Origin of the sequence: Sphingobium amiense (assembly GCF_003967075.1) — a bacterium.
In the GTDB taxonomy this organism is placed as follows: domain Bacteria; phylum Pseudomonadota; class Alphaproteobacteria; order Sphingomonadales; family Sphingomonadaceae; genus Sphingobium; species Sphingobium amiense.
Genome location: NZ_AP018664.1, coordinates 2,631,370 through 2,645,644 on the forward strand (window position 1 = coordinate 2,631,370; position 14,275 = coordinate 2,645,644).

Annotated in this window: 9 protein-coding genes; 5 read left to right on the forward strand and 4 right to left on the reverse strand. The window is 62.1% G+C overall.

Annotated elements, in window-relative coordinates; all coding sequences use genetic code 11:
• Positions 1 to 176 precede the first annotated feature (176 nt).
• Both SAMIE_RS12765 and SAMIE_RS12770 read right to left on the reverse strand, forming a co-directional pair.
• Positions 177 to 2,723, reverse strand: coding sequence for an HWE histidine kinase domain-containing protein (locus tag SAMIE_RS12765; RefSeq protein ID WP_066702576.1), 2,547 nt, complete (start codon positions 2,721 to 2,723; stop codon positions 177 to 179).
• The gene (locus tag SAMIE_RS12770; RefSeq protein WP_066702579.1) at positions 2,716 to 3,201 is read right to left on the reverse strand and encodes a biliverdin-producing heme oxygenase; all 486 of its coding nucleotides are present in this window, start codon (positions 3,199 to 3,201) and stop codon (positions 2,716 to 2,718) included. Before SAMIE_RS12770 ends, SAMIE_RS12765 begins: the two co-directional genes overlap by 8 nt.
• 261 nt (positions 3,202 to 3,462) lie before the next feature.
• Here SAMIE_RS12770 and SAMIE_RS12775 point away from each other — a divergent pair, with 261 nt between their 5' ends.
• The 3 genes from SAMIE_RS12775 to SAMIE_RS12785 all read left to right on the forward strand — a co-directional run bounded on the left by SAMIE_RS12775 (position 3,463) and on the right by SAMIE_RS12785 (position 7,231).
• A complete protein-coding gene (locus SAMIE_RS12775; protein ID WP_066702541.1) occupies positions 3,463 to 4,371 on the forward strand; it encodes an RcnB family protein in 909 nt (302 codons plus the stop codon).
• Positions 4,372 to 4,468: 97 nt separating this feature from the next.
• Positions 4,469 to 5,143, forward strand: a complete 675-nt coding sequence (locus SAMIE_RS12780; RefSeq protein ID WP_066702549.1) for a prolyl hydroxylase family protein — start codon at positions 4,469 to 4,471, stop codon at positions 5,141 to 5,143.
• 237 nt (positions 5,144 to 5,380) lie between these two features.
• Entirely contained in the window at positions 5,381 to 7,231 is a 1,851-nt protein-coding gene (locus SAMIE_RS12785) for a CocE/NonD family hydrolase (RefSeq protein WP_066702551.1), read from the forward strand.
• 82 nt (positions 7,232 to 7,313) lie between these two features.
• Here SAMIE_RS12785 and SAMIE_RS12790 read toward each other — a convergent pair whose 3' ends face one another.
• The gene (locus SAMIE_RS12790; RefSeq protein WP_066702553.1) at positions 7,314 to 10,085 is read right to left on the reverse strand and encodes a TonB-dependent receptor plug domain-containing protein; all 2,772 of its coding nucleotides are present in this window, start codon (positions 10,083 to 10,085) and stop codon (positions 7,314 to 7,316) included.
• 425 nt (positions 10,086 to 10,510) lie between these two features.
• Here SAMIE_RS12790 and SAMIE_RS12795 point away from each other — a divergent pair, with 425 nt between their 5' ends.
• A complete protein-coding gene (locus tag SAMIE_RS12795; protein WP_066702555.1) occupies positions 10,511 to 11,104 on the forward strand; it encodes a helix-turn-helix domain-containing protein in 594 nt (197 codons plus the stop codon).
• A gap of 128 nt (positions 11,105 to 11,232) precedes the next feature.
• Here the strand turns inward: SAMIE_RS12795 and SAMIE_RS12800 are convergent, their stop codons facing one another.
• Positions 11,233 to 12,009 carry a hypothetical protein gene (locus SAMIE_RS12800; RefSeq protein WP_066702558.1) on the reverse strand — a complete coding sequence of 259 codons (777 nt, stop codon included), beginning with the start codon at positions 12,007 to 12,009 and terminating at the stop codon, positions 11,233 to 11,235.
• A gap of 220 nt (positions 12,010 to 12,229) precedes the next feature.
• Between SAMIE_RS12800 and SAMIE_RS12805 the strand changes: the two genes are divergently transcribed.
• Complete coding sequence (locus SAMIE_RS12805; RefSeq protein ID WP_232037226.1) at positions 12,230 to 14,260, forward strand: DUF3857 domain-containing protein; 2,031 nt, start codon at positions 12,230 to 12,232, stop codon at positions 14,258 to 14,260.
• The last annotated feature ends 15 nt before the right edge of the window (positions 14,261 to 14,275 follow it).

Genomic DNA, 14,275 nt, shown 5'->3' on the forward strand with positions numbered 1-14,275 from the left:
TCCCGCAAGTTTTGACATTTTGTTGCGCGCTCCTGATCCTATCGAAAAGTCCGGCGCCGGGCCGTCAGCAACAGGATCATGCAGCCGGGTGCCGGAATAGGACAGGCATGGCCGATATTGGGATGGGCGCCGAACCGCAAGGATGGGACATGAAACCGATCGTTTCGCGGGCGATGTCAGCGCGCCAGCGCCTGCGCCAGAGCTTCGCCGGAATAGGGTTTCTTCACCAGCGTCACGCCGGAAAATCGGGCGGGCAGTTCCAGCCCGTCGCCATATCCCGTGGCGAACAGGAAAGGGATGCCCCGTTCCGCCAGCAGGTCGGCGATCGGCAGGCTGCTCTCATCGCCGAGGTTGAAGTCGAGCACAGCCACGTCCACCGCGTGCGTGGCGATGGTTTCGCGCGCCCGTGCGACGCTCGCGGCGGTCAGCACGTCCGCCCCCAGATCGCGCAGGGCATCCTCGCCGTCCATGGCGATAATCATATTGTCCTCGACCAGCAGCACCGTGCGCCCCTTCAGCAGGCCGGGCGGCACCGGCGGGACGGCCTTTCGCCGCTCGCCATCCTTCAGGTCCGGCAGCACCGACACGACATGGCGCGAGGGGATGCAGAAATGCGCGACGATCCCCGCCAACCGGAAATGGATCTCCGCCTGACCGCCCAGATCATAGGGGATGGAGCGCTCCACCACCGTCGATCCGAAGCCGCGCCGCGTCGGTGCAACCACCGCCGGGCCGCCGCTTTCGGTCCAGTCGATCAGCAGGCTTCCATCCTCGTCCACGCGCCACCCGATCGACACGGCTCCGCTGTCGGACAGCGCGCCATATTTGGCCGCATTGGTCAGCATCTCGTGGATCACCAGCGCCAGCACGGTGAAGCAGCCCGGCGTCAGCAGCACATTGGGACCGGACAGGCGCACCCGGTCGCGCTTTTCGCCCAGATAGGCGCCCGCCTCCACCTCGATCAGGTCGACGAGCCGCGCGGGACTCCACCGGTCCGCCGTAATCTGGTCATGCGCGCGGGCGAGCGCGTGAATGCGGCTTTCGAGCGTGCCGATAAACTCCTCGACCGAAGCCGCGCTGCCCTTCGTCTGCGACACCAGCCCCCGGATCAGCGACAGGATATTGCGCACCCGGTGGTTGAGTTCGGCGATCAGAAGTTCCTGCTTCTCCTGCGCCCGCTGCCGTTCGGCATCGGCGGAATCGGACAGGCGCAGCACCACTTCCAGCAGCGCGGTGCGCAGCGCTTCGGCGACGCGCATTTCGGCGGGCATGAAGGGGGTCGCCGTGCCCTGCACGATCTGGGACCATGCCTCGAAACTCTTGCGCGGCGTCAGGCGCGGGCCGTTGGGACCGTATTCGACGGCCTTTTCCTGATCGCCCGCCCAGCGCACCGACCGCAGTTGTTCGGCCCGGAACAGCACCACATAATCGCGCGGCCGACGCGACAGCGGGATGGCGAGCAGGCCCGCCGCCCGGTCGGCATAGGCCGCCGCTTCTGGCAGGACTTCGGACAATCGGTCGGTCGTATAGACCTGACTCGCCGCTACCCGGTTGAGCATGGCGACAATGGCGGCGAAGGCCGGTTCGTCGGGCGTCAGGCCCGAAAGGGTCATCTGCCCGTCGATATAGACGCCCACGCCGTCGGCCGGGATCGTGTCGAAGATGATGTCGCCCATCCAGCGCGCGTTGGTCAGCAGGTCATGGTCCTGCGCCACCGCCGCCAGCAGACGGTCGGCGACCTGCCGCGCGCGCCCTTCATAGGCCGCCGTTTCCGCCCGCTCGCGGCTTTCGAGCATCATCGAGAAGATCTGGCCGAACAGCTCCGCCGCGCTCCTCTGCGCGAAGGTCGGCAGGCGCGGGCCATAATGGTGGCAGGCAAAGAGACCCCACAGCCGCCCCTCCACGATGATGGAGATGGACAGCGACGCCCCCACCCCCATGTTGCGCAGATATTCGACGTGGATCGGCGACACCGCGCGCGTCAGGCACAGCGACATGTCGAGCGCCGCGCCCACCGGATCGAGCTGCGGCACCACGGGCACCGGCTGCGCATCGACATCGGCGATGATGCGGAAGATGTTGCGGAGATAGAGCGCGCGCGCCTGCACCGGAATGTCGGACGCGGGATAATGGAGACCGAAGAAGCTCTCGACGCCGGGCCGCAGCGCCTCGGCGACCACCTCGCCATCGCCATTGCCCGCAAATCGGTAGACCATCACCCGGTCGAAGCCGGTGAGCGCCCGCACCTGCCGCGCGCCGTCGCGCAGGAAAGCGGCCATGCCTTCCACCTGCCCCAGCCGCGACACCATGGAACGGACCGTGCTGCTCGCCTCCATCTCGTCATGGCTGGCCGGTTCCGCCTCGATCACGACCAGCGGTCCCGAAAAATGCACCGCCACGTCGAACAGCGCGCCGCCCTCGACCAGCGCCAGCGAGAAGATGCGCTCGACCGAATCGGGGCCGCGCAGCAGGGTGATGCGGTTGCGCAGGGTGTGGATCGCCTCCCCGCTCAGCAGCGCCGCTATGGGCTTGCCCAGCATCCGGTCGGGCGGCAGGCCGATGAAGTCCGCGCTGTTCGCGGACACGCGCGCCACCAGCCAGTCGGCGGTCAGCGCCATCAGGAACCCGAAGGGCTGCACCATGCCGAGCACATGGATCGGTTCGCGGTCGCAGTTGGTAAGGTCGACCGGTTCGTGGAGGGGCGCGCCGTTCCGGTCAGGCACGCGCGGCGGCCTGTTCGGCTTCGCCAGCCTGCGCAAACAGGGCGAAGGCGGCCCGAGCGCCCTGCACGGCGTCCTCCAGCCAGCCTTCGCCGCCCTCCGCCGCCGCGCTGTCGAGCGCGCGCTGGAAGGCTATCCATTCGCCCTTGCCATGCGCGGCGGTCAGATAGGCGCGGGGCAGCCCCTCCCCCACCTGTCGCGCGAGCATCGCGCCGCCGAGCCGCGATCCCTCCAGCGCGTAGCGCACGCCCCAGCGCGCGCCGTCGCGGCGCACATCGGGCTGCGCCAGCGGATCGGGCATGGCGACGCCCAGCGCGGCGAGATCGTCGGCCAGCAGCGGCTGGCGCGGCCGGTCGGGCGCGACGGCGGCTTCCAGCGCGCCCAGCACGCGCGCATGGGCTGTCAGGAAAGCCGCGTAAGACCGAGGCGTACCGAGGGAAAACCCGGTATAGATGCTATCGACACGGCGATGGTCGTCCATCGTGGCATCGCGCAGGGCCATGCGGACATGACCGGCATTGGAAACAGCTTTCACACAGCGTCCCTATAGACAGAACGGGCAGCATGCTTTGATCTGGATCAGCTTTTGCGCCGACCGCGCCTTTGCATCGCTGCGGCGACATAAATGTCGGGGCCGGTTTCTTTCAAATCGCTGACGATCAGGTTCAGCATCTCGACATGGCGCGCCTTCTAGAAGCGCTTTATCGGTGGGCATCATGCCCCCGCCCGAGGACGAACGACGATGTTGAGGAAGATGATCTTGGCGGGCATGATGACCGCCACCGTGATGGGCGGGATCGCGCCCGCCTATGCACAGGCCGAGCAGCAGCGCGGCGAGCGGCCCCAGTGGGGCAATCGCGGCGCGCGCGGCGACAATGGCCCGCGCGGCGACAGCGTGGGACGCGGCTGGCAGCAGCGCGGCCCGGAGCGCGCGGACCGTGCGGTCGGCCAATCCGGCCCCGGTGCGAACTGGCAGGGCCGCGAACGGCCCGAACGGCCCGTCGTGCAGCCCGGTTCGGGAGGCTGGCAGCGCGATACCCCTCGCCCCGCCGACAACGGGGTGCGCGACCGCCCGGTTGCGCCGCAACCCGGCTGGACCGACGCCCAGCGGCAACAGCGGCAGGACTGGCGCAACGATCGTCGCGATGACCGGCAGGACTGGCGGCGGGATCGCCGCGACGACCGCCGCGACTGGCGCAACGACAGGCGTGACGACGACCGGCGCGGCTGGAACGGCGGCGCGAACTGGAACAATGAAGGCTGGAACGGCCGTGACCGTGCCGACAACCGCGACTGGGGCCGCCGCCTCGACGACCGCGCGCGCTGGAACGACCAGCGGCGGTGGGACAATGGCTGGCGGCAGGACCGGCGCTATGACTGGCAGGGTTATCGCGCCCGCTACGGAGACCGTTACCGCATCGGCCGCTATTATGCGCCGCGCGGGTGGGGCTATGGCTATCAGCGCTTTTCGATCGGCATTTACCTGAACAGCCTGCTCTACGGGAACAGCTACTGGCTGGACGATCCCTACAGCTACCGCCTGCCGCCCGCTTACGGCACGCTGCGCTGGGTCCGTTATTATGACGACGCGCTGCTGGTCGACATCCGCGACGGCTATGTCGTCGATGTGATCCACAACTTCTTCTGGTAATCGCCCTTCCTGGACTGGCCTTCAGGAACCCCTGGCCCCGGCGCGGCGACGTGCCGGGGTCTTTTCATGACCGCATCCCCTGTGGCAGGACGCGCGCATGACCGATCCGACCGACGATGGCGGCACCGCCTCCCCCACGCGCGCGGCCTTTGGCGAAAGCGTGCGGCGCAAGCTCGACCGCAATCCCATGGTCAGCCGCATCGACGCCCCCGCTCTCGAAATCTACGGCCGCCAGAATTTCATGAGCGTCGAGGAATGCGCGGAGATGCGCGCGATGATTGACGCCAGCGCCAGACCGTCCACGCTCTTTTCCGGCAGCGCCAATGCCGATTATCGCACCAGCCACAGCGGCAACCTGTCGCCGTCGCATCCGCTGGTGGAGGCTGTCACCGGGCGAATCTGCGCGCTCACCGGCCTGCCCGCCGACCATGGCGAGACGCTACAGGGGCAGCGCTACACCGCAGGGCAGGAATATCGCGCCCATTGCGATTATTTCCCGCCCGAGGCCGATTACTGGCAGGCGATGCGTAAGAGCGGCGGCCAGCGCACCTGGACGGCGATGATCTACCTTTCCCCCGTCGAAGCGGGCGGTGAGACGCATTTCCCCCTGTGCGAATTCATGGTGCCTCCGGTCGAGGGCATGATCCTGATCTGGAACAATCTGGACCGCGACGGCGCGCCCAACCGCGCCAGCCTACACGCCGCGCGCCCAGTGGAGCGCGGCACCAAATATGTCGTCACCAAATGGTTTCGCGAAAGGCCGTGGGGATAAGGGCGGGCTCTGCTCGAAGTTCCGGGAGTCCGGCGCAGCAGATTCCAGTGTGAATGGCGGCGATTCCACGGTTCTGCCCCGCACATAATCATTCAAAAACAAATTTTTGCCAATTCGGCAAAAATAGGTCATTTATGAAAATTATGGGGAGAATATAGCGTCTGCGGTCGATCGGCTTTTTCATCGGCAGATCATTCTGAATCCATCGACGCGCGGCTAATGAGAGGAGGAGCTTTGATGCGAACGACGATCTTTACGACAGGCGCGCTGCTGACGATGGCAGCATGGGGCAATGGCACCGCCGTCGCGCAGCCGTCCGCCCTTACCGAAGCACCCGCCAAATCGCCTGTATTCATCGAAACGCGCGGCCAGAAAGTAGCGATGCGCGACGGCGTGGAACTGTCCGTCGACATCTACCGCCCCGATGTGCAAGAACCCCTGCCCGTCATTTTCGTCCTGACGCCCTACAGCAATGACGGCCGCCTGAGCGCGGGCGGCTGGGACGAAGCCCGCTGGTTCGCGGAGCGGGGCTATGCGGTCGCGATCGCCGACATGCGCGGGCGTTTCGATTCTGATGGCAAGTGGGAACCGTTCGATCCGAAGCACAAGACCGACGGCTACGACCTTGTCGAATGGCTCGCCAGACAAAGCTGGAGCAACGGACGCGTCGGCATGAAGGGGACGTCGTTCGACGGATGGACCCAATGGTTTACGGCGAGCATGGCGCCGCCGTCGCTGAAGGCGATCGTTCCCAACATGGCGCCGCCCGATCCGATGTGGAATATCCCCTATCAGCAGGGGCTGATGATGCCCTGGTTTCTCGACTGGGCCGCATGGATGTCCGGCCGGACATTTCAGGTGCGCAGCAAGGCGGGCTATGGCGGCTTTTCCGAAACCCGCTTCAAGGACGCCTGGAAAGGCCCATATGTCGACATCAACAAGCGGCGGGGAATGCTCGATTCACCGTGGTTCGAAAAACTCATCGTCAACAACATATCGACGTCGAAATATTTCGCCGACGTCAGTTATCAGGGTCCGGAGGGCTATTCAAAGATAACGGTTCCGTCTCTGAATTTCACCGGGTGGTTCGACGTGGACCAGCCCGGATCGCCGATGAATTACATGGGCATGAAACGGTATGGAGCGACAGCGGAAGCCAGATCGCCCCGGCTGATCATCGGCCCCTGGCCGCACGGCTGGCCGGTTCGGAAGGTCGGGAATGTCGATTACGGTCCGGAGGCGCTGGCAGTCGACTTCCGTGAAGAAACGCTGCGGTGGTTCGATCACTATCTGAAAAAGATCGACAATGGCGTGGAAAAAGATCCGCCCGTGCGGGTCTTTGTAATGGGTCCGAATATATGGCGGAATGCGTCGGACTGGCCGCTGCCGGAAACGCGCTGGACCAAATATTATCTCGCCAGTGGGGGGAACGCCAATTCCCTTTCGGGCGACGGGGTTCTGACAACGCAGGCGCCCCGCGCCAACGGATCGGACAGCTATATCTACGATCCGGGCAAGCCGACGCTGTCGCCCTGGACCGGAGGGGAGATCGAGGACGGAGCGGTCGACGCGCGAAAGCCCGAGTCAGGGCGCGAAGTGCTGGTCTACACCACCCCGCCGCTCACCGAAGACACCGAAGTGATCGGCCCCATCCAGATCAAGCTCTTCGCCGCGACATCGGCCCGCGACACCGACTGGATCGTTCATCTGGTGGACGTTCACCCGGACGGCTATGCCGCGCTCCTGACCGAAGGCGTGATGCGCGCCCGATACCGCGATCCCGCCAGGGCCGGGGCGTTCAATCCGGCGGCGCTGAGCACTATCGAGCCGGGCAAGGTCTACGAATATACGATCGACTTCTGGAGAGCGACGGGCAATCTCTTCCGGAAAGGCCACCGTATCCGCATTGACGTCCAGAGCAGCTATTACCCCTATTATCTTCGCAACCTGAACACCGGGGCGGACAATAACGGGCTGGTCGACGACAAGGACGCGGTCGTCGCGCGGCAGAAGATCTACCACGGTTCGCGCTATCCTTCGCATATCGTGCTGCCCGTTATCCCTTCGGGCGATGCGGAACCCCGCTGAGATCGGACAGGCGGGGCCGCCGCTGCCGAAAGTCCCCTTTCTGCAGCGGCGGTCGGCTTGACCGTGCTCCGGACGGGACCGTTCAGAACCTCGCTCTGATGCCGGCGCGGTAGGCGCGGCCCAGCGTGTCATACAGACCCGGACTCGTGCCGGAGTTCAGGAACGGATTGGCCGCAAGCGGTGCGACGACGGGCGGCGCCCGATCGAATATATTGTCGACTGCCACGTAAAATTCCGGCTGTCCCGGAAGGCTCCGCAATTTCCACGCGAATGATCCGTCCAGATAGAAAACCGGCGAGACGCGATTGCGGGAGATTGATGCTGCGGTGAAACTGTTATCGACCACGCCGGAACCGATGTAGCGGCCGGTCAGATTGACGGTCGCAGGACCCTGCACATAATTTGCGGACAGTGTCGCCTGAAGATCCGGAAAAAAGGCCGACAGGGCGCCGAAGGGCGAGGTCTGGTTGGCGACTTCGCCCGCATAGTCCTTTTTTGTGATGCCGGTGTCCACGGTCAGCTTGTCCACGCGATTGATCAAGGCGCGCAAGGTCAGGTTGCCAAGTCCATCGTGCCACTCGGACAGATCCTTGCGATAGGATAGTTCGATGTCGAAGCCGGTGTTCAGGATGCGGCCCGCATTGATCCCCGCAAGGCGAAGAGCCGTGATATGCCCGCTATTGTCCCGCGTGATATAGGAGCAGACGACCGCGATCCCCTGATAGCAGAGGTCGACCGCCTGCTGGGCGCTGGACGCCAGCGTCGTGATGCCGCCCTTTATGTCGATGCGGTAATAATCGAAGGACGCCTGGAAACCGGGCAGCCAGGAAGGCGAATAGACGACACCCAGGCCAAGGTTCGACGCAATTTCCGGCACCAGATTCGGGTTGCCGCTGGTAAGGTAGGCAGCAACGGTATCGGCGCGGCCCCCGTTGAATGGATCGGTAACGGTCGAGGTAATCGGCGCGTTCGCAAAAAGGTCGGCGATGTTGGGCGCCCGGATGTCGCGGGAGCGCACCGCGCGGAACAGCAGATCGTTGACCGGCCGCCAGGTGGCGCCCAGTTTCCAGGTCGTGACATATCCCGATGTGCTGTAGTCGGTGGCACGCAGTGCGCCGTTCAGTTCGAGCGATTGCGCGAAGGGAAGATCCTTGGCCAGCGGTATGACCGTTTCGAGGAACGCTTCCTTCACATTATAGGCGCCGTTCGTCGGCTTGAAATTGCCTGAGAAATAGCCGTTCACCAGCGACAGGGCGTCGGAGGTTTCGTGAGTGGATTCCTTGCGATATTCTGCGCCGAACGCCATCGAAACCGGGCCTGCCCATGTCGAGAAAGGCTCACCCTGGATGCTCGCGGCCGCAACCTGCTGCTCTATTTTCGAATGCCGGATCGCCGTGCCCAACACCCAGTCTTTCGCGGCCTGCGAAGCAACGCCCGTCCCGATGATGTTGAGCGGAACGCAGCCGTTTGAAGGGTTTCGGCAGACGATCGCGCCCTGCGCGTTGAAGACGGCGTCGATGGCCTGATTATAGCGTGCGGTGATGGACTCGTTGTCGACGCGATTGACGAGGTTCGTCCGGCCATATTGATAATAGGCGTTCCACGTCCAGCCGCTGCCGAACATCCCGTCAAGACCCGCGACAGCGCGATAGGTTTCAAGGGAGTTGCGAACGTCCAGCTTCCCCAGATCCTGATTCCATGTGCCGAATTTGACCTGCGACAAACCGGCATTCGCCATGGCCGTGCTGACACTTGCGGGCAGGAAGGCGTTATCCGCCTTTATGATGAGGTTACCGAGCTTGAACTGATAGACCGAGGGGTTGAACACCCGCGAACTGCCGAAGGAGCCTTCGCCGTAGACGGTGATGTCGTCCGACAATTTATAACTCAGCCGACCGAACAGATTGCGGTTATGCACCTGCAGCGCGAGCGGAACAGACGCCGCGATGTCATTTTTTTCACCGCCGATCATCAGATTCGATGTGCCGGTGGCGGCGCCGAACTGGAACTGCGTCGGGACGCCGCCCGCGCCGAACTGAATCCCCTGGAGCGGCCCATTTGCCGGGTCCCTGATGATCAGGCCGCCGGCGGTCGCGGTCGAAAGATTGACATCGGAGGCGAAAATGCGTGCCGGGCCGCCGGCGACCGTGTTGCCCACCAGCTTCGTGCTGTTGAACCATGATCGGGAATCGGTGCTGAAAACGCCTGCCTGGTTGGACGCCGATCCGCTGATTTCGAAATGGCCCCGATCGTCCGCGAAACCGGTGCCGAAGGTGGCTTCGATCTTGCCGCTTTCGCCGTCGCCCCTTTCGGTAATTCCGCCCTGAATATCAATTGCTAATCCGTTGAATTTCTTGTTCAAAATGAAGTTTACGACGCCCGTGACGGCATCCGAGCCATAGGCCGCCGATGCGCCCCCGGTCACGATGTCCACGCGTTCGACGAGCTGTTGGGGGATGGTATTGATATTGACATTGCCGCTGGGGTTCGAGCCAACGACGCGGCGGCTGTCTAGCAACACCAGCGTCCTTGTAGCGCCCAGCGCACGGAGGTTGAGAACGTTGAGGCCGCCGGTCCCGTTGCTGCTGCCGATATTGGCGGCACGGGGTGAAAAGCCGGTCGAGAGGGCGGGCAATTGATTGACGACATCCGCGATGTTGTTGGGAGAACTGGCCGCGATCTGCGCCACGCCCAATACGGTGGTCGGCGTCGGCGCCTTGAAACCGTCGCGCTGCACGCGGGAGCCGGTGACGACGATGTCGGTATCGCCCGACGGGGCGCCCTGCTTCGCCTGCTCAGCCGATGGTGCAGATTGCGGATCAGCAGTTTGCGCGAAAGCATGAGCCGATAGCATCTGCGCGCACAGGGCGACGCCAAGCGCCGTCGCATTCCGCAGTCGCGTTACCGGTTTCCGACGCTGCCACTTACGATCCTGGAACCCTGCCACAATAGTCTCCCTGTTTAAGTGCCGCGACGGGCCGCCAGATAATCTCAAGATTATATTCGCAGTTTCAATCTCAACAAAAACTGCATTATTAAATCGCGCTGTCTTAAATAATCAAAATAACTTATTATTATTTCTTCGAAACAAATATCGTCAACTTTTGAAATTCTATATTTAATTACGCAATTTTCGGAGATTTTTTGTTATAGGAACAATCGCATGATTCCCGCCTGCGGATGCAGACTTGCCCATAGCGGTATGTTCCGAATCAGAAATTATGTTCTGTATCGGAACGTTTGCACTATTGCAGAAATATGGCAATAGGGTGCTGAAGTTTGAGCCAGATCATGAAGCCCCGGTTATCCCTTGCCGAATCCCTGCGCACGGTCCGCAAAGAATGCGGGCTGACGCTTGCCGAACTCGCGTCGCGCACAGGACTGCCTCGAACCACGCTTTCGAAGGTGGAGAACGGCAAAGCGTCGCTGACCTACGAAAAGCTCGTGCAGGTGGGTGAGGGACTGGGGGTGGACATCGCCCGCCTCTTCGACGCGAAGGGCCATAATCCGGAGGCATCCCGCTCCGCCCATGCCCGACGGCTCGCCGTCACACGGATCGTTGACGCCGTAGCGGTCGAATCCGACAACTATGTCAATTCCTACCTGTCGATGGATCTCTTGAGAAAAAGAGCCAATCCGATCGTTTCCACCGTCAAGACAAAAACGATTGAAGAGTTTGGCGAATGGATTCGCCACGAGGGCGAAGAGTTTGCGTTCGTCATCGAGGGAGAGATAGAATTTTGCTGCGAGGATTATGCACCGGTGCGTCTGAAACAGGGGGATTCGGTGTATTTCGATAGCGGCATGGGGCATGCCTATCTCGCAGCGTCAGAGGCGCCTTGCCGCATCCTGTCCGTTTGCATTCGTGAATAGTTCTGATGGGGCAAGGCATTGCTCCCCCCTCTCTCTCCTCATGGGGAAAGGAACGGGTTGGCCGGCTTGCGGAGACGAAGCAGAGATTAACCTCTAGCGCCCATCTCCTGACCGCCGGCGCATTTGCCTTAATCTCCCGCTGCTACAAAATCTTCCACGAGGGTTTCGTTCGAGGTCCAGAGCGGCACCGTGCGTATCTGCCCCAGCTTCGCGAAGACGCCCGCCAGTCGATCGTCCGGCGAACCTTGCTCGAAGACCGAACTGAACAACGGGCCGAAGCCGTCGAAATGATCGGCATCCACCTCGCACAAATGTATCTGGTTCCAGTCGATTTTCAGCTCAGGGTTCCGATACAGGACCGCCGCCGTTTCCATCGACCTGAAGGTTCCGATTCTATTCGTTTGGACGAGAGTCGCGGCGGCAGGCCCGAAATATTCCGCCATATAGTCCCGATATTCGCCGAGATGGGCGGGTAGCACATCAATATATTCCAGCGACGCCTGCCATTCGGTCCGACCGGCCGAGCCTTGCCAATCATGCGGCAGGACAAAGCTGGAAGGACTGGTCAAAAGTATCTCCGCGCGGAGCAGTTCCACTCCCTTCGCCTGTGGCTTCAGGACCAGTTCGGATATGACATCAGCGGGCACTATTTTACGGAAATAGCTCAGTTCAAGGTGACTCCACTCCGACACATCGGCTGCATTCCCGAAGACCGAGCGTTGGCGGTAAAGAGAATATCCCAGACATGCGTCCCCAAGCCGCGCCCAGTTGGCGGCCTGCGCCTCGAGCAGGGTCGCGGCGTCACGATCCCGCACCTGTATCGCCCGCGCGAGTATCACGAGGCGATCGCCAGGCTCTACCGACGCCACATGCGGATGATGAGCGCGCCGCTCATTTTCGGTCATATATTGTTTGCCCCTGATGTGCCTGAAACGGATGGGGCAGGAAAATATTGCATTTCGCTGACCCGAGCCTGACATGGGGTGCGCAGCAAGAGCCGCGGGCTATCTAGCGGCTCTGACGATGCTCTCGCCATCCGACCAACCGACGTGTTAGAGTCGCTACGAAAGACAAGCTCTTGCCAAGTCTTACGGCAATTTGGGGGTAGTTTTGCTGCGGATTATCATGGGTCTGACCGTTGCGGCTGTTGCAGCAGCAAATACGGCATTCGCCGCCGACAAAGTTCAATATGGCAAGCCTGCCACCTGGGTATTGCCACCACCTGCGCCGACGGATGGGATTGCGCAGATTGGGGCGGCGGCGCGCACCATTTACTCTGATACGCAGACACGGATAGGCGACGACGGTGAAGATATTTACACGGCATGGCGCGTCAGGCTGCTCACCGCCGACGCTTTGCCCATCGGCAATATTGCCACCAGTTGGAATCCTGCAAGCGGCTCTGTAACCGTCCATCAACTGCGCATCTGGCGCGATGGCAAGCCGCTAGATGTACTGAAGAAGACGCGCTTCGCTGTCGTACGGCAAGAGGTAGACCTCGAAGCCTCCACGCTGACCGGAATCCTGACGGCAAATTTGCAAACGCCCGGACTTCAGGTCGGCGACGAACTCGAGTTCGCAGCCACCATACACGGACGAGACCCGACCTTGGGCGACCATCATTTCGGCCTCAGTGCATTGCCGCCGCAAGGAAATCCGGGCGCTTATCGCATGCGACTGAGCTGGCCTGCGGGCCAAAAGCTGCGTTGGCAGGGAACGCCCGACATGGGGGAACTCACGCCCAAGGCTGAGTATAAATACGAGGCGGTCGACTATATGTTGCGTGATCCCAAAGCCGCCACGCCGACCGATGGAGCGCCAGCGCGTTATAACGTCCGCCGGTTGCTGGAATATTCTGATTTCGCCGATTGGACAGATGTTTCCAAGCGCATGTGGAGACTTTTCGACGAAGCGTCGGCATTGAAACCGGGATCGCAGCTCAGGCAGGAGATCGCAAAGATCGCCGCAGCCGACGAGAACCCGGCGGCGCGTGCCGAAGCCGCTTTGGCACTGGTGCAGAACCATATCCGCTACGTCTATGTGGGGCTGAACGGCGGAAATTATCGCCCTGCCACTACAGACGAAAGCTGGACGCGCCGGTTTGGGGACTGCAAGGCCAAAACCGCATTGTTGCTTGCCATCCTGCGTGAACTGGACGTTTCAGCAGAAGCGGTGCTGGTTCAGGCCGCTGGCGGCGACGGGATGGATCAGCGGTTGCCAAGTCCCGTCCTGTTCGACCATGTTCTGGTTCGCGCAACGATAGGCGGCAAACCTTATTGGCTGGACGGCACGAGGCTCGGCGATCAGCATCTTGCGCTAATCCCGCCACCGCCCTTCCGCTGGGTGCTCCCGCTGCGCAAGGAAGGCGGGACACTGGAGTCCGTTGCGCCTGCCGTTCCAAAGGAGCCTCAACTGATCGGCTTCGAGGAAGTCGATATGCGCGAAGGAATAGCAAAGCCCGCCAAGGTGACGCTTCGTAATATTCTGCGCGGAGACGGAATCTATTCCATGCGAACAATGTTGGCCAGTCTGTCACCTGAGGAAACCGACCGCCAGTTGCAGAGCTATTGGCAACAACAGGCTGACTGGGTCGATGCGGATAAGGTTGAGTGGCGCTATGCCGACGATCAGGCCGCGTTGATCCTCACCCTGACCGGACGGGGAAAGCTCGAATGGAAAGGCAGCGATGAAGACGGCTGGTACAGCTACATGCACGGTGCGGGTCTTTACGCCCCTAACAAACGGAAGCGTCCCAAGGAACAGGATCAGTCAGCTCCCTTTGCCATTGAATTTCCTCGCTTCCGCTGCTGGGCGACGGTGTTGCGCCTGCCCAAGCCCAACGGCAGCTGGCACTGGAACGTGGCGGGCAAGCGCATGCGCCGCACTCTCGGTGGTGTCGCCTATTGGCGGGGCATTTCAATCAATGACAATGTCGTGCGATCCGTTCAATCCACCCGAAGTCTAACCCCGGAGATCAGCGCGGAAGATGTCCGGACCGCAAATGATCTCATTCCGGGCTTTGACAATGATATGACAAGAGTGGAACAGGATTTTGCTTTGAAGGCCGACGTCGGCCGGAGCGAGCCCCTGCTCGACAAGGGCGATCAAATTGATTGGACCGCCGCCGATACGCCGTGCCAGGGGCCGGGCAAATGAAGTGGTGGTGAAGCA